We start from the raw sequence: 22,534 nt of genomic DNA, 5'->3' as shown, positions 1-22,534 counted from the left end.
TAATTTAATTCGTTCGTATTCCGTATCGGAAAGCCGCATCGAAAAGAATCCGTTCGAATTCCATCGCCCTCAAAACCGTTTTAGGATCTTCTTGATTTGAAAACGTCTCTACGGTTCCCGGTTGAAGAATCTCGAATAGACTGAGTCCTATATTGTGTTTTTCCCTCGGGGTGAAAAATGTGAAAGCCGTATGAATTGCCGGTAACGCTTCCAAAAATTCCGTATAAGATAAGTCGGAGATTCTATCGTTTAAAGCAGTCAAAAGGTTTTTGTTCCGCTGTACGGTTTCACGAGCGGTTAAAAAAAGCCCCGATAGAAAATCTCCCAGTTTGCTAGGATCATAGAAAGAGTTCAGCTGATCCACGATCGTGTCCGCGAAATTCAATTTCCATCGAGCGCCGCAAACCGCTCCTCGAACGAAAGGATCTATTTCCGAATCCGCGCTTATCCGCGATAAGATACCTTCTATCTCGTCCGAAGACAACGTTAAAGATTCCGAAAAATATTCGTAGGTTCTCACTGCGATATTCACGCTTCGTGCCTGTTCCAATCCCTGAGAGGAAGTCGCCCCGAGCCGATCCAAAAGGTTGAGGGATCTACGATAGGTTTCGCGGAGAATTCCCGCTAGGTTTTCTCTTTTCTCTAACTTTAGAATTTCATCATATACGTATAGATAGGCGATTTGTTCCAGGGCTGCGCAGACTTTGAGGAAATCGCTTTCGATCGGAATCAATTCCGAAAGTCGTTTTAACAGAAAAGCAGTATGCTTTCCTAAGCCGGCTAACGCCGCGTCTACAAGACAGGCGGCGGCGAGTTCCAAATCCGTTTCCGTGCGGATCCGCCGATTCAATACTCCCGCTGCCGCTTCCGAAAGTGTGCTTCCGTATCGAGAAGCTTCTATACAGGACGCGTGAAAATCCGTTTGCATCGAGATTTCCCATTTTTCCCTTACGTCGTGAGCGATCGCATCCGCGCGCTGAGTTAGGGAATATCCTGCGATTTTCAAAAGATCCAATCGATGTAGAATCCTGCTTTGCACTTTTTGTTCCGATTGCGACAGGTCGAGTTCGAAAGTCCGCTTTTCCCGTTTGGCTAAAAGGTTATAATTTTTTAATATAGTTTCAATGTCTGAAACGATCGGAGGCAGCGAAGTTCCTTCGGCCAAACGACCGATACGATCTCCCCGCATCACTTCCGAGATCGTATCGAGAAGCGGATGTCCGACGTCTCTTGCGATTTCGTCTTTGACCAAGGTCGCGCGAAAACCGTCGATCAGATCGTTTTTCCATAGATCTTTGTGGCCTCTTAGATCGGCCAAAGCCCTGCTCATGGTTTCGGCCGCGATTCGATCGGCTGTACCGATCCTTTGTCCTTTTTTCCGCAGTGAAGTGATGATCTTTCGGACCAATGGACGATGATCAAAATATTCATTTTTTTGAATGCTTTCCCAGACAAATTCGTAAAAACCGAGGTTTGCAATTCCGGAACCGTTCGGCGTTTCAAATCTAACGTTGGAATAAGGAGTGAGAGCGATTCCTTGCTCGCAATCGGGTGTTTTGCGGTCGTTCCAGTATAACTCGTCCGGTTCCGCGGGCCTTGACATTCTTTGCCTCAATGCGGAAGAATGAAGTCCGCCCGTAACGACGAATACGGGTCCGGTAAACCGCGTCCGTGCAAGTCGAATTTGAAAGGCCATAAACGATTCTCTCATTCGAGTCGTTTTGTCCGGAGGGTTGGATTCTTTTAGAACCTGATCGCAGAAGATCGCAACTCGTTCCTCGTATGTTTGCGTTTGTAGATCGACTTCGAAGAGTTCTTCCCATAAATCCTGAAACCGAGGAACTCCCATTTTTTTGCAGAGGGCTGAAATGAAATCGTTGGTTTGAAACGGATCGTCGGAGTGAAATCGTTCCGTTTCATGAACGGGATCTTTCGTAATGTCGTGGATCGAACAAAGATCGGCCCAAGGCAGGTCTATAAAGAACGCGGGAATTTGTAAAGATTTTGCGGTTTGTAACGCGACCCATTCGGGGGAATAATCGCATAACGGAAAATAGGCGCCTTGCGAGAGTTCGTTCCGGACGAAACTATAGATCGCGATCGGCAGAGTGTGCGGCAAATACAACTCGTTCATCTTGGGATTGAAATCGGAAGGACCTTCGATGAGAACCGCCGAAGGTTTCAGCTCGTTCATCGATTTTCGAAGCGCCAGCGAGGCGACGACGCTATGATGCCGTACCGGAAAAAAGAAAATCGAATCCGTCATAGTTCTACGTCGCTTATCATTTTCGGTTCCGACACAGATCCGTCGTTTGAGTGTTTTTAGGGTTCGAACTTTTCATTAGAAGTGATCTCAAAAATACTTTATCTTTACTTACGATGTGCCTTCAAACGTCTAAGACATTTTTAAGATAACAACTTCTAGAAATCGGAGCTTCTGTCCAAAAGTTTTCGAGACCGATACAACTCTTTCCAGGCTTCTTCGTTTCGATACGCCACCACTTGGTCGAAATAGTGTCTGATCTTTTTCAAGTCTTCGACGGAATCCTTAACTGCGGATCCGAGCATATTGGATACGATATGATCCGTATTCGCTTTCCCTTCGTCGTAATAATACGCGTGTAAGGCGGCGGAAAATCCGACGCTGACCGCTTCCGCTGTACTCAATGCGGAGCCGAGAGGCTCCAGAGCCTTTCCCGAAATCGTTTTAGAATTTCGTAATTCGTGAAAACAGGTTACGAGTATTTGAGTCAGGTCTCGGGGAAGTCCGACCGGAACGTTCGCCTGTTTGAGCAGACGTTCCATTTCTCTTTCGACTAACGCCTGTTCTTCGGAAATGCTTGAAATCGGAGTCACCGTTTCGAAGTTGAATCTTCGTTTCAAAGCGGAGCTCATTTCGTTCGTCCCCCGGTCGCGTGTATTGGAAGTGGCGATGATATTGAAGCCTTGTTTGGCGAAGAGTACGTTTTCGTTTCCGTTCAATTCGGGTATATGTAAAACCCGGTCGCTTAATATCGAGAGCAGTGTATCCTGAATCTCTCCGGGACAGCGCGAAAGTTCTTCGAAACGCACGATCTTACCGAACTTCATACCTTCGTAGATCGGAGCCGGTACGAGCGATCTTTCGGAAGGGCCTTCCGAAAGCATCAGGGCGTAATTCCAGGAATAGCGGATCTGGTCTTCCGTAGTTCCGGCGCTTCCTTGAATCGTAAGGGAAGAATCTCCGGAAATCGCCGCCGCTAAAAGTTCGCTTAAATAACTTTTGGCGGTTCCCGGTTCTCCGATCAGCATCAATCCCCGATTTGTGGCAAGGGCGACGATGCAACATTCGATAAAATTCCGTTCCCCCACGAACTTCGGGGTAATTCCGAAACCTTCGTCGCCTAACACAAAATCGATGACCGCCTGCGGAGAAAGTCTCCAGCCGGGAGGTTTGGGTTTCGCCTCGTCCTTTTTTTGCAATCGTTCCAATTCTTCCGCGAAAAGTTTTTCGGCGGGAGGTTTCTGAATGTCTAAAAGTGAATTTTGTTTTTCTGTCATAGTGTAATCCTACAAACGATCGTGTGGAATTCGATCGAAAGTGAGTTTCATATAAATATTCTAATATACTAACTCGTATCCGAAAATTCCGGCTCCGATATTAACTTTCGCCGATCACCTCCAAAAAATTCGGATCTTTTTTATAAAAGTCAAAGTCGTTGTCATTTGTAAATTTACTCGCTTCAGTCCCTAACTCGATCGCTTTTCGAATCGCTTCCAACATAGGCTCCTTTTGTTCGGTCAATGCAAAATAACGAGCCCGATTGAACGGAAGTCTTGCGTTGATGTATCGGTCTCCCGTCATTCGGGAGGCGATGGAAAAAATTTCCTGGTCCTTTAAGACAGCGGCTAACGCATACACTTCGGAGGCGAACTTCTCAGCCTTACGGTCGTATATTTCGGAAATTTTTAGTTTTACTTCCCATTGATTGAGTTTAAAAAAATCGGTTCCTTTTTCGGAAAACAAGGATTTGATCTTTGTCGCAGCTTCCGAAAATTTCTTTGATTGAAGCTCTACCATATATTTCTTATGTTCAAAATCACACCATTGTTTGAGTTTATTGAATTCTTCACTTTTAAAAGTAATCTTCGTAAGAGATTTCATGTTGTCTAGAAAATCAGGAACGTCTTTAATTCCGGTCTTTTCGAAAAGTAAAGTTTTCAATTGGGTCAATTTCTCTATACTTTCCGGTAAAGACTCGACCAACGTGTTTTCGATATCTAAAGATTTAAGGCAAGATAGGCTGTCGATCCTTTCCGGTAACATACGGATCGGATTTTCGTTTAACGATAAATCTGTTAAATTCTTTAAATGTAAAATCGGTTCCGGAAAATCCGAAAATTGATTTTTCGATAACGTTAGCTCCTTTAAGAAAGTCAGATTTTGAATCGAAGAAGGAAGAGAAGAAATTTGATTCTCTTTAAGGTAAAGTTTTTCTAAATTCTTCAGAGAAGACACTGCGTCCGGAACGGTAGCAAGTCGATTACTACGAACACTAAGATCGGTCAATTGTTCTAGATTTCCAATACTTTCCGGCAGGCTACTGAGTATATTGCCTGTCAAATCCAAATTGTTCAGTCGTTTTAAATTTCCGATACTTTCCGGAATCCCCGAAAGATTACAAGCTCTGAGAGAAAGCGAAGTTAAACTTTGGAAAGTGGTCACCGCATTGGGAAAACGTTCGAATTTATTTTGGGAAAGATCTAAAACGATCTTCGCTTTGGATTCTTTTAACAAGCCGCTGCAATCAAAATCGGATTCAAAACCTTCAATATTTTTTAGTACCACTTCCTCCAATTGAATACAGAAATTGAGGATAATCAGGTCTTTTACGTTCAATCTACGCAACTCGATTTTTTTGAGATTTTTCAACTCTCCTAAAACGGATGCGTCTTTTATGGGTTCAGAAATTATCAGTTCTTCCAGTTTGGTGAAGTATTTCAGCTCCTGAATTGATGTGATTTTATCGGAACTTCCAATATATATTTTTGTGATTTTCGGAATGTTTTTGTGGTTTTTAGATCTTGTAATTTCGTGAGAATCGGAAAGAAGTTTTTTCCAAGCGGCTGAGAAGCCGTTGTAAATTTCCGTATAATCGACTTCGTCGAAAACTTCTTCCTTCTTTTCCGGAGTTTGCAGACTTTTGAGCAGAATTTCCTTGGCTTCTTTCAAACTGTTTTCGTTCGAAGCGGCATATGAAAATCCGCTGACCTGCAACAAACTATGAAGAGTTTCGCTGAACGCGATCGGATTGATTTCCTCCAAAGAAAGTTTCGTTTCCTTGTCTTCGTAACAAGAAGGTTCGCGAAGACCTTTGACGAAATAAGCCCCTTCCAATTCCAAATCCTGGCCGCCTATGTTTCCGTAGGAAAGATCGTCTCCGTCGTATCGTATAACCGCCGTTACATCATCTCCGAGAAATTGTATGGAATGCTCGTCGATTCCTCCTCCGTCTCCTGCGGCGCCTCGAGACCAACCCATTTTTTCCAATCCGAATACGAGCAGTTCCGCTTTTACCTTAGAATTCGTAAATCCGGGAATTTCCCGTTTGAGTTTGTCTTCCGCCGAAAGAACGTATACGGGCCTTCCCAATTGTAAAAACGGGGGAATGATTTCGTAATCGCCAAACAATTGTCCCCAGTTTTTTTTCTCCTCTTGCGAAAGCAGCAAAGGATGAACGAGTCCGACGTAAGCACCTCCTTGAAGGTTTAAAGATTTATCATATATATCCGCGTAATCCCTTTCTTCGGTAAGTCTGAAAACTTCGATCGATTTATCTCGATCGGGAAAACAAACCCACCAAAGAAGAGTTTTGGCGATATGAGTCATTAACGGATGTTTGGCGAGAAGCATTTCCCATTCTTCCGTTTTCCATCTTCTTCCGGTTACCATGGCCTGTTCCATTCTTTGCGCTTGGATTTTACCGATTTCGCGGATCTGTTTTTTCATCAGCTTCCATTCTTCCACGGAAGCGTTCGCTAAGTCGGCGTCGTCTTTTGAATTCGGTTTCGGGAGATCGTCTTTGAATTTACCATCTTCGTCTTTGACCATAGGTTTCAGATCGGGACCGAGTACAAATTGAAATTTACGAGGACCGAAATCGAATTCTCTTTTCCCTTCTCCGTCCAGACCGCAATCCGGAACCACACGATCTTCGAGTTCTGATTTTCTAAGTCCTTTTTTCTTGGCGATGGATTCCATAAAGGTATTGGCCATCTCTTTGAGACCTTTGAACTTCACCTTTTGAGCGATTCCGTTCAACTGCATAAGCGCCGTATCCGAGCCGATCGTTTTTAAAATTTCCAAACCTAAAACGGCGCGCTGGTGCTGGGATTCTCCCGGCCATACTTTGATCAGAGGAGTCAACTTGAGAGCGATTCGATCTCCGCCTAATCGACCTAAGGCGGTAAAGGCCCATTTATCCTTGCTCGGAGCGCCTAGAGAAATCCAGACTTCGAACAGTTTCCAAACGAAGTCGTCCAGACTGACTTGTTCCGCTTGTTCTTTTAAGCTTTTCAAAAGGGGAGAATTCCCTTCCAGACCTTTCTCTTTCAGCTCGGACAAAACGGCGGCCGTTTGAATTGCGGAAAGTTTTCGCTTTTGAACGAGAATCGGAGGAAGTTCTTCCGAAACGACCCAGGTGATCGGCTTGCTTTTGGGAAGTTCGCGGATCGAATCGGAAAGCCACTCGGGAGTCGTAGAATCGTCGAAAGGCTCGGCAGTTAAAGTAGAATTTTCTAATATTTCATTTTTAATTTTTTCTTGGATCTCCGCGGAATGTTTTTCCTTTTCCTGGACGATCACGTTTCCGTAACCTCTAGCAAAAAGGGATTGGAGAATGTCGATCGCCAATTCGGAAATCTTTTTGTCGTTGTCTACGACCGCAGGAACGAGACCTTCGATCGCAAAATACGGATTTTCGAGAAACCAGCTTTTGGTTTCCGCCGCGAGTTTGGGAAGCGCGTAGAGATATAACAACGGTTTGGCAATCTCGGGAGCCTTGATTCCCAAAAATAACTTTAACATTTCCTTATACGGATCTCTATAATAGCTGGAGCTGTTGAAAACTTCTTTGATGGAAAGCGCGACCCATTCCAGATCGGAATATTGGGTAATTAAAAGCCATCGTTTGACTTCCTCGGCGGAATCGAGCAAATGTCCGATTTTACGCATATTTCGTATTACAATTTCAGAATCGTCCAATTGAAAGATGATATTTTTTCTATATTCGGAATCGCTATGGCTGCTATGGCTTCGGGCCGGTTTTCTATCCTTCCAGGATTCCACGATTGATAATAATTCCTCCTTCATTCCCAGGTTCATAGCGATCAGGAAAGGAGCGATGGCGGCTTCTTCCGATTCCAATTCTTTCGGTTTTAAATAAAGTTTGATCCATTCCTTACAATATGCTCTTTCCGATTCGTCCAAAATTGGCAAAAGGCTCGCAAAACCTTCCGCATAAGTTCCAGTTTCATAATATAGGCTTTTCCGATGATAGGTCGCCAAAAAATGAATTGTTTTTTCCAATCCGAACAAAACATAGAATGAAAGTGTAATATAACAAGGAGGTGTGATTCTTTTTTCCTTCGAGTTCCAGTTCCAGTTATCTTCTTCTCGTTCCAGAAGAGTCATCGCTTTTTCGAGGCTCAGATTGCCGTCGATCGTTTGAGAACTTAAAAAGCTTTGAAGTTTTTGAATCGTACGTTGACTTTTTTTCTCCTCGTAACCGTCTAAATTTTCCATACAAGACAGCGCCAAAAACCAGAAATGCGCCTCTTCCTTGCTCATAAACAAAGGAATATTTTGATCGGCCCAATCCACCGTCCACGAGTTGACTACTTTTTTTAAGGAAGAAAGTTTTTCTATCCTCGTTTTGAGATCGAAAGGTTGAGGAGCTTCTTTTGGAGTGATCGGAACCGCAGCGCTCGTTTTGATCCGCAAATCCTCTTCGGAAAGCCCCAGAGTTTTGGCTACGGGTTCTTTGAGTTGCTTTTTCTCAAAAGAATGAATTCCATTTTTTGAATGTGTTTGCGGAGTTTTGTCGACTACGGCGCCATTTCCTGAAATCGCCGCCGATCTTACTTGAGTTTTTGCGTTTTTCGTTTCCGACTTTGATTCGACTGCGACGTCGTTTGCTGCGGATGGATCCGTTGTTTGTTCAGATTCGGCGTTCTTTGTTGGAGAAGTTTCCGTATTATTTTTTGTCGGTTTTTTCTCCTCGGATTTCGGAGAAGCGGTCGAGACGGCAATGTCGGTTTCGCCGGAACTTTGATATCCCTTTTTCAGCTTTTCGCTTAACAATTTCTGTGCTTCTTTCAAACATTTCTCTTCGGTGTCAAACGATTTCGTCTGAGTTTGTCCGTTGGTTCCGATTTTTCCGTAGGTAACGGTGAACGTATTTCCTGCGGCTTCGATGTTCCAAAATTTATTGGAGGTTGCGTCCTGATAGATGAGTTGGTGTTTCATGGTTTTCCTACTACTGAGGGAATCTCGTGTTTGCCTTCGCTGATAAGGCTTAATAATGTATCTGTAGCGGACTGTCGATTTTTTTACGGATTGTTTTTCCGCAAATTATAAATTGCCTTGTTGTTTGTGGTTTCGAATTGTAGAGCGAGATTGAGTCAAGCGGTCGATTTATAAGAATAAAGATCGAATTCAAACTGCGAAAGAACCGGATTCTTTCGTTTTTTACGGATGAAAAATTCTTCGTTTTAGAAGCTATTTCAAAAATATCTTAGGAATTTAGAAGCAACATTGTAAGCAAAAGATAAAGTATTTTTGAGATTACTTCTAAAAACCTAGCTTGGCTGAAATTTTCCGCTTTAATATTCAAAAAACATAAAGCATTCTATCTGTTTCGTTCCATCTTTCTTTTGATAGAAACGCCCGAGCTTTTTACGGATATAAAGCGCTTTGTCGTTTTAGCGGCCAATTCCCCGGTTTTTTCCAAGATCGGGATTTTAATTCTAAAGAACGTTTTCTTTTTTCGATTTCATTCTTTCTGAATTCGGTTTAAATCTTCGGGAAAAATTGCGGATTCGGCAAATACGTCCTTGGAAGTCGTCTTGAGATATCGAATCGAACTTTACGTACCACAAAAAAATTCTCGCCCAAATTTTCCTTGATCATCAAAAGAGGAATCGGATCGACGAACGCATACAAGGATTCAGCGGAGTACCTATTAATCCTTTCGTTTTAGTTTTACGATTGAACGGTAGTTTTACTTTTATCTTTCAAGTCTTCCGTCACTCTTGAAATTCTTTCTCCATATCTCCAATAAATTTGCCATCGTATTCGTCTCTATATAATAGAGTGTCCAAAATTCTGCGCTTAAACTCGGGACTTGTTCTCAAATTAGCGGTACTCTATTTTATCGGGATCAGTAAAAAGATTTTGAGTTGAAAGAGGTGTTTTTCAAAAGTGAAGGAGTTTATTTCGGTGACGCTATAAACTTTTATAGTTAGAACTATTTATGCTTTGATGAAAAACTAAATTTGAAATTTTTTTGAGAATAAATTCAATCCGCTTTTGGAAAGAACTCTGAACTTTCGTCCTCTTCGTTTAACAATTTGATGAGCAGTGAGGGGAATTCGAATCCGTATTGTGAACGCGTTTTTTTGGTGATATGCGGAGGGGAACACTCGTGAACGGTTATTATCTCGACAAAGTCGTATTCGTGAAGCGCCTTCCTAGAACTTTACTCGACGAGCATTTAGAATGGGAGGTAGGGCGAAGTTCTATGAATAAATTTTCGGGGATTGACTGATATTGGATTCGTTTTAAAGTATCTCATTTACACAATATCGCTGACACTGCCTTTAAAAAGAGTGTCATTTACACAAAATTACTGATACTATCTGCCGATCTTATTTTGGCTATTATACATGAGTCGCCTCGTTTTACGAATCATGAAGAGCTTTGATCAACTTAATGTATCGGGCATATTCCTCAATTTGTTCCTCGGTATAACCTTCTTCATCTAAAACTAACTCATAGCTTTCTATCCACTCTTCAATAGATTTATATATACAACCTATATCGATACGATCTTCTCCCCAATACGAGACAATGTGATTCGACCCTGAAAAGATAATCGATTTTACAACTGCGCCATATCCGATCTTTGCACCGTGTCCGATGATTGCATTGTCCCCAATATTTGCGCCATCTCTAATATTTGCGTCGTATCCGATTTTTGCGTGATCTCCAATCTTTGCACCATCTCCAATTTTTGTACTGTCCCTAATACTTGCATTGTGCCCAATTTTTGCACCGCCTCCTATCTTTACATTGTCTCCTATCTTTACATTGTCTCCTATCTTTGCACCGTCTCCAATATTTGCATTGAATCCCAATGTAACACTATTTCCGATATTTGCTCCGTTTCCGATCCTTACGTTGTATTTGAATATTGCATTGTTTCCGATCTTTGAGCTTGGTGAAATTTTAATATTCCGTTTGTATAATTCTTCTTTATTTGACAGGTCGAATTCTTTCCATCCCTCGTCATCTACGTATAGATATATTACGCTCATTTCCATTTCTTCTCCCAATTTTTAAAGTGCCAATAACGGTTGGCTTACCTTAGAAGGATCATAATAACGCATCCAAGAAATAAAGCTATCGAAATCGAAATTTTATAACGAACTTACGAGCCTTCTAAAGTTTTGAAGCCAAGCAAAAAGAAAGGCGCTTGAAAATGGCGATGACAAGTTTGATAGGACGGGTAACGATTTTCATTGAGCGCCTGTTCGTAATATCCGAAGAATGTCGTTTAAATGGAACGGCATTGCACGAGTACGATCTTTTCCGTGACTAGACCAGTGCGACGTTCGAACGATTTTAGCCACGGCAAATGGCGAAGCAATGTGCGAAGTCGGTATGAGGATCGCATTCGCAATCCCAAACAACGTTAGGCTACGTTTTATGAATAGTCAAAAATTATATTCGAAATATCTTCTCAGCGGCTTTTTCAGAAAAGTCTCGACCTCGTCCTACACCAATGGAATTTAATTCAATGTCGAGCAAATGATTGGCAATTTGAAGGGCAGTTGCACCATTTCTCTTTAAATTGAATATTTTCGCTGTATAACCCTGATATTCATCTCGATGTTCTGTATCATTCACACCTAATGGATCCCAATCAAGCCAAAGAACATCATCAATACTTTTGAACTCTAATAAGTCATAGATTCGCTTTATGTCTTTACTTACTGCCCCAATCTTACGGGCAATAGAAAGTCCGACTATTATCTCATAATCGAGAACATCTTTACTAAAGTAATTGGCCGTTGAAAAAGCAAACGTTGTAATCCACGAACCACTATCTCGATCAAAAGGCCCCACTACATTGCCGGAGGCATTATACGTAATTTTGGCGACTAACTCAGCAAGATCCATATATGAATTCGGTTGAAAGTTCGTTGTTCTAAGATTGAAGTTCCTAATAGTTTCAAACTGTTTTTTCGCTCGAAACCATTCTTTCTCATCGTTAACGATTTCGAAAAGCTCTTGGACTACATCTGGAATTTCACCTATAAATTTGCTAAATCGGGTAAGAATAAAACTTGCCCAAATTGGTCGTATCCTATTAGGAAGGCTCTCGAATATTTCTTCCTTCGCATTCTCTAAGCTTTCTTTTAGTACTATATATTTCATAAAATGGCGCCTAACGAAAGAGTTTCCTCGAAGTTTGCTGCGGTTCTTGGAGTGTGCCTAAGCACGCGAAAGAATTGGCGCGAGACTTGCTTTGCAAGGCGAGTGACAAAGCAAATGTGTCGAAGCCCGCAGTGAGGGTTGCATGAGCAATCCGAACGAAGCGAGGAGACAAAGTTTGACGCTGGTTAGCATCTTTTAAAGCCATTTTTCAATTTTACTCATCTCTACATAATAAGAGTGTCTAAAATTCTTTATCAAACGCGGGATTTATGCTTAAATTAATGGTACTCTTTTTTGTAGGGATCAGTAAAATATCGATTCGTATTTATCAGATGTTGGTTTTTGAGATTACTTATTTGTGATGTCGGGAAAATTGTTTCGATTCTATTTGAATTTTCGATAATTTTTCGCCCAATATTCTTTTATGAATCCAAATTTATTGTCTTGATAGTTTTCGATTGTGTCCAATGGTAGCGATTCAATGAGCACTTTTTGATTCGCTTTTATTTTATAAATGTCGATGCTACCGTTTTGAGTTTCGCAACCATTGCCTTCGATGATTCCAATTTCTACGGTTCTATAGTTTTCGATGGTGAATAAGCCGCTTTTCCAGTCGTAGTTTGCGCAACCCGCTTGGTAATAAGAATAAAAGTATTTGGTTCCTTGGATTGGAGTCGGAGCCGGAATAAAAAAGTCTTTTATTTTTCTAAATTTTCCGCTGGATGGAATGAACAAATAAAGACTCCTCAAATCGTTTACAAAAAGATTAGACCATTCCAAAAAAATGTCTTCGTAACCGTCTTTATTAAAGTCTTTAAACTCAAAAGATTTTATCTCTTCACTGTCTTTAAAAGGCAAACTCAGGATTCTATTTCATTTGGAATTCACTACGGAAAATCCGGAATCGTCCAAGCGTACAGTATAATTCTCACCTTTGATTGTTATCGTCTCTATCTGTTGGCGTTGGGCGTTCAGTCCGATGGAAAAAATCAACAAAAGAGTTGTTAAAAAATTAATTCTCATTTGTTTCATTAAAAAGGATGTTTGAAGCGGTTTTGTTAAACTGAACCATAGAATTTTTCAACAACTCTAATATAGTTCCGTAAGCATTTTATTTTTGGAACAAGCTGTAAGTATTTCATAAAATATTACCAAGTCGCGGAAAAGGCTCCTCTCAGTTCTCCCAATTTGTAACCCTTGGCTTGGTCGTTAGGATAAAGCTCGGCGATTTTTTTGGATACCGCCGGGTTTATATCTTGAGGACCTCCGTGGCATTGTAAACAGGTCGGATTTTGAAGGATGATCGGTTGTAAAATCCGAACTTCTTTGTCTTTGGATAAAACGATCGTGTAGGGAGCCATTCCGGTTTTTTGAGATTCTTTCCATTGATCGAAGATTTCGGTTTCCCAAACCTCGGGTTGATGACTCGGGTTTCTGGGTTTTTCCGAAACTCTTCTTATAAGAACTCCGGGAAATTCCCTCTTGAGATCCGCTTCCTTTTGGGGAGAAATCGTTCGACAGACATCGATTGCGCCTACGATTCCCTTCGTTCGAATTGCCGATTCTAAATTTTTCTGTAAATCGATTTGAAATTCCGAGATCAGCCGAAATAAAATTTCTTTCTTCTCCGCGTTTTGTCCCGAATCGCAGGCCGCAAAAAATTGAATGAAAAAAAAGAGAGATAATAACTTTACCGGATGATTTTTATACGAGAAAAAAACGCGAGATTGTTTTTGAGAAAATTTTGAAAAAGCGTTCATAGAATCCATTCTAACCTCTCCCTTTACAATGGAAAAGGATTTTAAAATTCTTCTCTGCTTCTTCAAATCCGTGAATGTTCGAAGCGGCCTGTTCATTCTTCCTTTGAAAAGGATGGACAGAATGTCTTTTTTTTGATTTCTGGAAAGTATCATCCAGAATCAACCCAAGCTTGATTCGATTATCAAAAGCAATTCGTAGGGGATAAATCATGTCCGGACATTCCAAATGGGCAACGATCAAACGTAAGAAAGACGCGATCGATTCCAAGCGCGGAGCCATTTTTACAAGAGTCGGGAAAGAAATCACGGTGGCGGCAAAAATGGGAGGAGGGGATCCGGAAGGAAATCCTAGACTCAGACTTGCAATATTGAAAGCCAAATCGGTAAACATGCCCAAGGATAATATAGAAAGGGCGATCAAAAAAGGAACCGGAGATCTGGAAGGGGTCGTTTACGAAGAATGTCTTTATGAATGTTTCGGGTCAGGTGGAATCGCAATCATGGTTTCTGCAGTGACCGACAAAAAGTCTAGAACGACTCCGGAGATTAAAAGTATTCTTACAAAACTAGGGGGTTCGCTTGCGACTTCCGGTTCCGTAAGTAGGCTTTTTGAAAAGAAAGGAGTGATCGTTTTGGAATCTTCTCAAATCGGAGAAGACGAACTGGTGGACCTTGCGGTAGGCGGAGGAGCGGAAGACGTAATCAACGAGGGAGAAGTTTATCGAGTCATCACTACCCCGGACGATTACGAATCCGTATTACAGGCGCTAAACGAAAAAGGGCTGAAATCGGAAGAATCGGAAATTCGTTATATCGCTCTTGTCAGCTCCGAAATCGCGGACAAAGAAGTCGCGGAAAAAGTGATGAAGTTGATCGAGCAACTTGACGGGCACGACGATGTTACTTCCGTAACGTCCAACTTCGAATTAGCCGCTTCACTCGAAAAAGAATTTGAATGATTCTCTGAAAAACCTTCTAACCGTTTCTCTTTTCTATACTTCGAAAGGAAAAAGCGGGTCTTTTCGTTTACTCGGGAATTTTTAACTTGAGAATCATCGGGATTGATCCGGGTTCTCATCGAGCCGGTTACGCGATTTTGGAAAAAAGCGCCTCTAAAATCCGCATTTTGACCTATGGAACCGTGGAGGTTCCTTCGGGAACTCCGAGTCCGAATAATCTTTTGGTGTTGCGGAAGGGACTTACGGAAATTTTGAAAGAATTCAAGCCTTCCGTCGCTTCGGTTGAGGAAATGTTTTTTTCGAAAAATAAAAAGACCGCGTCGAGAGTATTCGAGTCAAGGGGAGTCCTTTTAGTTACTTTAGCGGAAATGAATATTCAAATTCTGGAACCTACGGTCTCTCAGATTAAAAAAGGAACTACCGGAAGCGGAACCGCGGATAAAAAACAAATCCGTCAAGCTTTGAAACTCCTGCTCGATATTGATTTGCTCAAAGGACACGACGACTCCTGGGATGCTGTTGCCGCGGCCTATGTCGGTCTTTCGATGAGCTCCAGTCCTTTGTTTGCGGCGCGTTTTAAAGTAACGTGAGTTCGGCGGTTGAAAGTTTGGGCGAACGCTCGCGAGAGTTTCATAGATAAAATGGCTCGCGACCGCGCTTTAACTAAAGTGTTGCTGCCTACGGTCGCAACATAATAATCGCTTTCGCATTTGTTACGCCGAACTCACGTTAAAGTATAGTTTGGGAATATATCGGGACCGTAACTAACCCCGCAAGTTGAGAAGAATTTCGGAGTGAGGAGAATTCAAAACGCGAATTTTTCAAATGTTCCGACAAGAACGAGGCATTTTACTTGCAAAAAGTATAATTTTCTGATAGAGAAAAATCTTCCGAGGTTTTCCCGCGAACCCGCCTCCACCACCCAAAATCAGGGTGGGGCACGGCGTTTTACGGAGAATTGTCGTACTTCCGACGGATTTATTTGCGATTCAAATACTTGTGTAGATTGGTTGTGACGTCGGCGAGCACTGAGCGGAAAACCGCCGGTCGTGCCTACTACGCGTATACGCGTAGGATCGAAATTTTCTTGCTATTGTTCTACTTCCGTTCCTTCAAACGGAAGTTTTGTAATTTTAAAGGTTCGACTTTTTGTCGAGTTTTGCCGATCAAATTCAAAATTTCGAATCACAAAGAATTTTTCCGTTTTATGAATGCGGTTTACGTTTCGAACGTTAGTCGTTCTTTTCGCGGGGATTTACAAGTTTAAAATCTAACGCGGCGGTTTATTTTTTCTTCTTTTTCCTTACCGGAGCCGACTTTTTCTTAGGAATCGATTTCGACTTCGCGGGTTTTAAAGGGGACGAATTTTTTTTAGGGGCGGACTTTTTTTTGGAGGCAGACGCGGGGGATTTGGAGGGCGTTTTCGAGAATTCGACATCTTTCGGTTGTTTAGAAGATTCTACTTTTCTAATAGTCGGTTTTGGGTCCTTTTTTTCTTCCGCGGTGATCAAATCGGACAAACATTCGATTCCAAGAGGGCCCATAAATAGATTTAGATGACCCGCTTCCGGAAGTTCCACGTCGTCGAAGTGACCTAAACGAGAATTCTCGGAGGGAAGAATGACCTGATCTTTTTTCGTAAAAACGGATTGTACATTAGGCAACTTTCCGAATACTTCACCGACTTCTCGGATGAACTTGGAATTCGGCATCATCTGCCAACTACAGATGAACATGGGTAGGAAATATGAGAGATATGTTCCTTTTACGGGAGTTCCCGCGATGAAAATTTTCTTAACACGATCTCTTCCTTTGTAGGTAAGGCCGGAAGCGATCAAGCCACCCATCGAATGACCTACGATATAACAGTCTTTGATATTCTTTTCGATAAGAAACGTTTCTAAAATTTTGCTTTTTTTTCGGATGTTTCCCAATTGAAATCCGAGAGGAACCGTATAAACCGGATGTCCGTTTGCGGAAAGATATTTCAACATCGGTTCCCAAGAGAGAGTTCTACCTAAAAGTCCGGAAACCAACACTACGGGGCGTTTATCACCTTCGGGAGAATTTTCCAGTTCGATAAAAATTCCGATGATCATATGCCAGAAATAAAGAATCGTGTACCATTTTTCCGCTAAAAATTGTAAAATCGGATTTCGAACGGAACGATTGTCGGATACGTAGGTGAGATGAACATTCATACAATTTCTCCCGATTGATTCCGGATTTAGGTATTATTTTTGTCTTTGCCACCCCTTGAAAATCAAAAAACGAAAAGAAGAATATTTCCGAAAATTCAAACGTTTTTCGGAATTATTCTTTCTGAAACTTTAAAGAGGCGGAGTTGACACAATAGCGTAATCCGGTGGGTTTCGGTCCGTCGGAAAAGACATGGCCTAAATGTCCTCCGCATTTAGCGCAGAGAATTTCGGTTCTCACCATTCCATGGGTGTTGTCTTTTTCTTCGCTCACAGCGCCTTCTTTTGTGGGTCGATAGAAAGAAGGCCAACCGGACCCGGATTCATACTTGGTTTCGGAAGAAAATAAAACGGCGCCACAGGCGGCGCAAACGTAGGTTCCTTTATCGTGATTTTTATAAAGGGCTCCGGTAAATGCCATTTCGGTTCCCTTTTGTCTTAGAATTTTATATTGTTCTGGAGTGAGTTCTTTTTTCCATTCGTCTTCGGATTTGTTGACTTCGTAGTTCATCTTTCCTCCTTTTTGATTTGTCTGGTTTGAGTCGCCGTTGGCTTTGCAGCAACCTGAAAATATCAAGAATACTGTAATAGCCGGGAATAAAATCATGTTTTTCATAATGGAAAATTCGTTTTGGATTTTGGACAAGTTACTGAAATCGGCCGTTTCGTTTTACAACAATGTTACCCATCTCTATATAATAGAGTGTCCAAAATTCTGCGTCTAAAGACGGAATTGGTGCTCAAATTAACGGTATTCTATTTTACAGGGAATCGGTAGGCTTCATCAACATTTAAGTTTCTTAACTCCTGAAACTCGTTCATCGCGCTTTATGATATGTGTAAACGTTCTATGAGTCAGTGAATAGAAATCAGGGTTCAGATGGAAGGGCGACTGGGTTTTAACAAGGTAAAATTACCTTACTCTGTAAATTAACTAACCACTGATTCCTGACATCTGACCCCTAGTACCTGTATTCTTCCACGATTTCGCGGAGGGAATGGTCCATTTCACGGATAAAACGAAGTTCCCCGGTCATTCTCCACATTGTAACTGAACCGTGATAGGCCATCAAAATTCTTCTCGCTACGTATTGAATATCCATGTTTCTTTTAAGCTGACCGGAACCGATCGCTTTTTGAAGGTAATCGCTGATCATCCGAATCCATTTGGTTACGATATCCTTTAAGAATTCGGTATATTCGGGATCAGAGTCCATTACTTGACTCGCAAAACCTGCAAAAGGGCATCCCACAAATTCTCCGTGGCGGATTTGTTTTTCTTTGAGAATTACCCAGGCTCTTAAAAATTCACCGAGGTCCGGATAACGATCCATCAAACCTTGTAAATCGCTGAGGGTTTTTTCTTCCTGGCGCGATAGATAAGCGAGTCCCAATTCTTTTTTGGAAGGATAATGATCGTATAGACTCGCCGCCACGGAATTGGATTCCTGAATGATCTGTCTCATTCCGGTGTTGGAAAAACCCTGTTTATAAAAAAGAGAGGTGGCCGTGTCTAAGATTCTTTCCCGAACACCGGTGCCTGATTCTTTCTTTTTGCGCGGTTGAGTTTTCATACCGTAATTCTATACGATTCAGTCTTTAACCGGAAAGATCTTCTGTCAATGAATTTGAAAAATAAGAACAAAAAAACAGAACGTTCGTTCTGTTTTTTTGTTTGATCTAAATTTAGCTCAGTCTAAACTAGGGTTAGAATCTTCCTAACACGCGGAGGTCGATATGATCGCGAATGAAATTCAACTCGTGACTCGGATATCCGATCTCGACACTCAAAGGCATGTGACTAGCAGGACTTATGAGAATTTCTGTCTGGAAGGCAGATTTCGAATCTTGGAAGAAAACGGATTTTCTCTAAGGGAAATTCTATCTCAGGGAGTTGTGATTCATCCTTTGGAATCTCAGATTCGATTTCTCGCTCAGCAAATGGAAAGAACTAATCTAAGAACGGAAACCAAAGCATTCCCATTGGGAGACGGTAAGATTTTTTGGGATCAAAAAGTTTTATCGGATGCGGGAATTCCGGCGGCGGAAATTAAAACGCTCACGTTTTCGGAAAAAGGCGGAAGATCGATTGACCTACTTCCTTTGGAAAAAACGGAGATGAACGGATTCGATCAATTTCCGCAGATCCCCGATTTTAGAGGAACTTGTAAAACTGTGGATACCGAAATGATTACTCTCTATAGCGAGAGAAATATATTCGGAGAATATAATCCGGCTTACCTCTGGAGAATTATTGAGGATTCCAGATGGTTTTTTTCCACCGAGACTGGACTGACACTGAATCGTTTTGTGGAGATGGACACCACGATGTTTTTTATGGGCGGTGTTTTTAAGTTTTTTCATCCCGTTCCTGCGGGGCGGAGGATCAAAGTCAGTACGTGGATTCATTCTTTTGAAAAAATCCGGAGCTACATGAGACACGAAGTTACGGATGCGGAAAGCGGTCTGAGATACTTTGCGGTGCAGGACGAGCAGTTGGTGGTTTCTCTTACCAAAGCCCGTCCCAAAAAGGCGCCGGAAGAGTTTCAAAGACTTGTGGGCGAATATGTGGAGAATTTTGAATATTCTAAAAAGTGAATATGATATTGATTGTTAAGAATTTAAAGTTTGGAGAAAGAAAATGAAATTAGCAAAACCTTTGGCTCTTTGTACGCCAAGAAGAACTCCTTTTGCTCAGATCGCGAAAGCTCTGGGACCATACCCTGGACATCATCTGGGGAAAATAGTCGCGGAAGACATTCTCGCTAAAAGCAAACTGAAGCCGTCTCAAATCGACGGAGTCGTGGTCGGAGAGGGATTTAGTAATGCGCCTAATTCTGCAAGAGTGATCGCTAACTTGGTCGGAATGAGAGACGAAATCGCTTGTATCACGGTTGCGAATAACTGTGTTTCCGGTATGGAAGCGGTTGCGGAAGCGGCTCGCAGAATCATACTCGGCGAAGGGGAAGTGTTCCTCGCAATCGGCGAGGAATCTCAAACTTCCATGCCTTTTATCGTTAAAAACGCTCGTTTGAATAAGAAAGCGGGATCTCTTGATAAACTCAAAAAACTTCTTCCGGATAATCTTCCTGAAGGCGTCGAGCTAAGGGATACTCTGGAAGACGGACTCGGAGACGGAGAAACCTCTTACGGAATGCAAGTAACCGCGGAAATTGTAGCACAAAACTATGCTCTCTCCCGTGAAGTTCAGGATAAAGTAGCCTTTGAATCTTTCAAAAGAGCATTAGAAGCTTCTAAAGCGGGCAGATACGCTCCTTACATTATTCCGATGAAAGACGACGAAGGAAACGAACTTGCCATCGACGAAGCGGTGGGCCTGCGCGAAGGTTTGGTGGAAAACCCGACTCGTATGGGACGTGCTATGCTTATGTTTGACAATCCCGGAATGAAATTCGAAGAGTTCAAAACAAAATACGCAAAGGATCTTAAAAAATCCCATGGCCCGACGGTTTCCATCTTTAACGCAAGTCCTCGTTCCGACGGCGCCGCGGGTGTAATCGTTACAACCGTTGAAAAAGCGAAAGAACTCGGACTGACAATCGAAGCCGTTATGTCCGGATGGCACATGAAAGGCGTTCATCCGAACAATATGGGAATCGGACAAGCAGAGGCTACCAAAGCGTTGTTAGCCGATGTGGGTCTTAAAATTCAAGACATCGATTACGTAGAGATCCACGAGGCATTTGCCGCAACCGCCGTGGGAGCTCTCGAACAAATCAAAATGGACACCGGTTGGGATTGGGAAAAATCTTTCGACGCTAAAAAGATCAATCCGAATGGCGGTTCTATCGCTATTGGTCACCCGTTTGGTGCGACCGGAATCCGTTTGATTGCAAATGCGATCATGGACCTAAAGGAGGATTCTTCTGCCAACAAGGTCGTGATTACAGCCTGTGCTCACGGCGGTATTGCAGGGTCTATGTTGATCGAAAGATTTAAAGGTTGATTGGAACTTTAAGCTTTTCTAAAATAAAGATCAATCTCCTGTCTTTCCAAAGAAGGAATGGAAGTCCAAAAGCTCCGGTCTTAGTCGGGGCTTTTGGACTTGTATTTTCTATTCTTTTTCGTATCCGTTTTTACATTCCGTTTGAGTGAAAACTCCGTATTCTATGCGAATATTTTTCAAAGAGAACTTTGAATTTCCTGTTATTGTTATGTAAGGCGTATGGATTCTTATGGAAATATTCCTATATATATATATTTCATTTTCATCATGTAGTTCCCAGTTGCTACATAACGTGAGTTCGATATAACAAATGCGAAAGCGATTCTATGTTTCGACTGAATGCCGATCCATAGAGAGGCATTCGCTGAGTTTAGGAAGCCGCTGCACTTTAGTTTCTTATTCGCCCAAACTGTCAACCGCCGAACTCACGCTACATAAAGGAAAGTGCCGTTAACTTTAGCACAAATCCTGTTTAAAGGCAGAATCTTGGAAACTCAATTATGTAGAGACAAGCAATTAGAATTGTTGAAAAATTAATTCTCATTTGTTTTTGCTTCGTTGAAATGAGGATTCAAGGTTTTTTCATATCGACCATTGAATTTTTCAAAAACTCTATTGCAAACGAGACGAAAAATATATTCATTTTACATAATATTCAAAACGCAGAATGGATTTTGTCGGGGTTACGACTTGGAAAAAATTCTTATTCGAAGAATTCGAAACCAGCGCATCCTTGGGAAAACGAACCAAAAAACGATAGATATGTTCCGTCGCGGTGATCACGTCCGAATCGTAAAGGATCGTTCCGGAAGGATAAACACCGGGGGGAACAGTTTGATACGGATAACCGAAGGCTCCGTAAAAAGGAAGAGCTGAAAAACGATAGTTTCGAACTCTCGCGGTGAACGTTTGAATGTAGTAATTCCAGATTTTTTCCGAAGGTTTATCGTTTAAGGAAAATTGAAATTCCAAAAACTCCGGAAGAACTCTCGTTTCTGGAACAATCTGAAATAGAATATAAATACCTTCCGAACCGTTGATAGAACTTACTTCTTTCCATTTTTCGACTCTGTCCTTCGTAACTCTCGAAGCTAATTCGTTTTTAAGATCCTTTCTAATTTCGTCGAAATCTTCTTTTTCGATCCTGGACGCGGAAACTTGAAATCCGGCCCCGTAGTAGGGCAATTCGGAAAGGCGATTCGGCTCACCTTGGAGTTTTAAGTCTTTTCCTGCACAAGTAGGTAAGAAGAGAATCGGAAAAAAACATAAGTATATTGATAACTTTGAATATTCTTTTCGACAAACGTTTGTTATACGATTAATTTGGTTCCGCACGAAGGACAAAATTTCGCTCCATAAATTTCGATCTTAAAGCCGCATTCATGACAATATTTTGGAAGAGTGGAGGACGGAGTCGAAATTTGAGTCCGAGGTTGTTTCGGAATATTTTGAGAGATTTTTTCGTCGAAATCTTCCAGATCCTTTACAATTCCTGAGGAGATGGTTTGAAATTCGGTTTCGGTAAGTTTTCCCGTATCGAATTCTATTTTGATGTCCCTTAGGTTTTCCAAGATTATTTCCCTTCGATTGATCAGTTCCAACTTTTCAGATTCCGTTTCGGAAGTCTTGGCGTGAATTGCAAATCGAATGTATAAAAACGGAGAAACTACGATCCCGAGGAGAATGATATAAAATGGAATGAGTAGAAGGTCCATTATTTCTGCTTTTCCTGTATTTCGAAAAGATATTTACGGAAAGAATCTTCGTTTTGTTCGACGGTCTTATCGGGAGCTGTCTGTTTAGAAATGTTCGGATCTTTACGTTTAACGTAAAGATAGATACATAAAATCCCCAAAAGGCCCGCGAGCGCAAGGCTGAAATTGATCCACGTAGAATCGGGGGCTGCCAAAATATTTTCTCCGAATCCGAAAACGACCGAGTTCGCCATTCCA

The 22,534-nt window shown here is 41.8% G+C and carries 17 protein-coding genes (1 of these 17 only partly in view); 4 read left to right on the top strand and 13 right to left on the bottom strand.

All coding sequences use genetic code 11. The features are described from left to right. Positions 1-4: 4 nt before the first annotated feature. The 7 genes from FHG67_RS15710 to FHG67_RS15680 form a co-directional block, all read right to left on the bottom strand. Positions 5-2,266 carry a DUF5682 family protein gene (locus FHG67_RS15710; protein WP_142499846.1) on the bottom strand — a complete coding sequence of 754 codons (2,262 nt, stop codon included), beginning with the start codon at positions 2,264-2,266 and terminating at the stop codon, positions 5-7. A 155-nt stretch (positions 2,267-2,421) separates the two neighbouring features. Beyond that, positions 2,422-3,540 (bottom strand): ATP-binding protein, encoded by a 1,119-nt coding sequence (locus FHG67_RS15705; protein ID WP_142499845.1) that lies wholly within the window; start codon positions 3,538-3,540, stop codon positions 2,422-2,424. A gap of 100 nt (positions 3,541-3,640) precedes the next feature. Then, positions 3,641-8,506 carry a DUF4132 domain-containing protein gene (locus FHG67_RS15700; RefSeq protein WP_142499844.1) on the bottom strand — a complete coding sequence of 1,622 codons (4,866 nt, stop codon included), beginning with the start codon at positions 8,504-8,506 and terminating at the stop codon, positions 3,641-3,643. 1,433 nt (positions 8,507-9,939) lie between these two features. Beyond that, positions 9,940-10,581 carry a transferase hexapeptide repeat protein gene (locus FHG67_RS15695; protein WP_004497002.1) on the bottom strand — a complete coding sequence of 214 codons (642 nt, stop codon included), beginning with the start codon at positions 10,579-10,581 and terminating at the stop codon, positions 9,940-9,942. A gap of 400 nt (positions 10,582-10,981) precedes the next feature. Continuing rightward, the gene (locus FHG67_RS15690) at positions 10,982-11,698 is read right to left on the bottom strand and encodes a hypothetical protein (RefSeq protein WP_004496808.1); all 717 of its coding nucleotides are present in this window, start codon (positions 11,696-11,698) and stop codon (positions 10,982-10,984) included. 384 nt (positions 11,699-12,082) lie between these two features. Beyond that, a complete protein-coding gene (locus tag FHG67_RS15685) occupies positions 12,083-12,556 on the bottom strand; it encodes a hypothetical protein (RefSeq protein ID WP_004498795.1) in 474 nt (157 codons plus the stop codon). Between the two features lie 290 nt (positions 12,557-12,846). Then, on the bottom strand, positions 12,847-13,611 hold the full coding sequence (locus FHG67_RS15680) for a Tll0287-like domain-containing protein (RefSeq protein ID WP_016758716.1): 765 nt from the start codon (positions 13,609-13,611) through the stop codon (positions 12,847-12,849). Positions 13,612-13,667: 56 nt separating this feature from the next. Between FHG67_RS15680 and FHG67_RS15670 the strand changes: the two genes are divergently transcribed. Then, a complete protein-coding gene (locus FHG67_RS15670) occupies positions 13,668-14,417 on the top strand; it encodes a YebC/PmpR family DNA-binding transcriptional regulator (RefSeq protein ID WP_142499843.1) in 750 nt (249 codons plus the stop codon). An 86-nt stretch (positions 14,418-14,503) separates the two neighbouring features. Next, a complete protein-coding gene (locus tag FHG67_RS15665; RefSeq protein WP_004496854.1) occupies positions 14,504-15,007 on the top strand; it encodes a crossover junction endodeoxyribonuclease RuvC in 504 nt (167 codons plus the stop codon). Positions 15,008-15,700: 693 nt separating this feature from the next. On the opposite strand, the gene FHG67_RS15655 is transcribed toward FHG67_RS15665, so the two are convergent. The 3 genes from FHG67_RS15655 to FHG67_RS15645 all read right to left on the bottom strand — a co-directional run bounded on the left by FHG67_RS15655 (position 15,701) and on the right by FHG67_RS15645 (position 18,189). Continuing rightward, the gene (locus FHG67_RS15655) at positions 15,701-16,618 is read right to left on the bottom strand and encodes an esterase/lipase family protein (RefSeq protein ID WP_004501637.1); all 918 of its coding nucleotides are present in this window, start codon (positions 16,616-16,618) and stop codon (positions 15,701-15,703) included. A gap of 112 nt (positions 16,619-16,730) precedes the next feature. After that, on the bottom strand, positions 16,731-17,126 hold the full coding sequence (gene msrB / locus FHG67_RS15650) for a peptide-methionine (R)-S-oxide reductase MsrB (protein ID WP_179078702.1): 396 nt from the start codon (positions 17,124-17,126) through the stop codon (positions 16,731-16,733). Between the two features lie 451 nt (positions 17,127-17,577). After that, the gene (locus FHG67_RS15645) at positions 17,578-18,189 is read right to left on the bottom strand and encodes a TetR/AcrR family transcriptional regulator (RefSeq protein WP_004496917.1); all 612 of its coding nucleotides are present in this window, start codon (positions 18,187-18,189) and stop codon (positions 17,578-17,580) included. Between the two features lie 163 nt (positions 18,190-18,352). On the opposite strand from FHG67_RS15645, the gene FHG67_RS15640 reads away from it, so the two are divergent. Together FHG67_RS15640 and FHG67_RS15635 are read left to right on the top strand one after the other, a co-directional pair. After that, the gene (locus tag FHG67_RS15640) at positions 18,353-19,213 is read left to right on the top strand and encodes an acyl-CoA thioesterase (RefSeq protein ID WP_004496425.1); all 861 of its coding nucleotides are present in this window, start codon (positions 18,353-18,355) and stop codon (positions 19,211-19,213) included. A gap of 43 nt (positions 19,214-19,256) precedes the next feature. Next, positions 19,257-20,582, top strand: coding sequence for a thiolase family protein (locus tag FHG67_RS15635; RefSeq protein WP_002632751.1), 1,326 nt, complete (start codon positions 19,257-19,259; stop codon positions 20,580-20,582). Between the two features lie 639 nt (positions 20,583-21,221). On the opposite strand, the gene FHG67_RS15630 is transcribed toward FHG67_RS15635, so the two are convergent. The 3 genes in view from FHG67_RS15630 to FHG67_RS15620 are tightly spaced (at most 35 nt apart) and all read right to left on the bottom strand, a layout consistent with a single transcriptional unit that may run on beyond the window. Beyond that, a complete protein-coding gene (locus FHG67_RS15630) occupies positions 21,222-21,857 on the bottom strand; it encodes a hypothetical protein (RefSeq protein ID WP_232423629.1) in 636 nt (211 codons plus the stop codon). A gap of 35 nt (positions 21,858-21,892) precedes the next feature. Next, a complete protein-coding gene (locus FHG67_RS15625) occupies positions 21,893-22,297 on the bottom strand; it encodes a zinc ribbon domain-containing protein (RefSeq protein ID WP_004501616.1) in 405 nt (134 codons plus the stop codon). Beyond that, positions 22,297-22,534 carry the 3' end of a cytochrome c-type biogenesis protein CcmH gene (locus FHG67_RS15620; RefSeq protein ID WP_004501609.1) on the bottom strand. It continues 350 nt past the right edge of the window, so 238 of the gene's 588 nt are visible here — the last part of the coding sequence; the start codon falls outside the window, past its right edge — the gene reads right to left on this strand; the stop codon is at positions 22,297-22,299. The genes FHG67_RS15625 and FHG67_RS15620 overlap by 1 nt, the downstream gene beginning before the upstream one ends.

It is taken from the genome of Leptospira weilii (assembly GCF_006874765.1).
GTDB classification, from domain to species: domain Bacteria; phylum Spirochaetota; class Leptospiria; order Leptospirales; family Leptospiraceae; genus Leptospira; species Leptospira weilii.
This window is presented reverse-complemented; position numbering and strand designations above follow the sequence as displayed.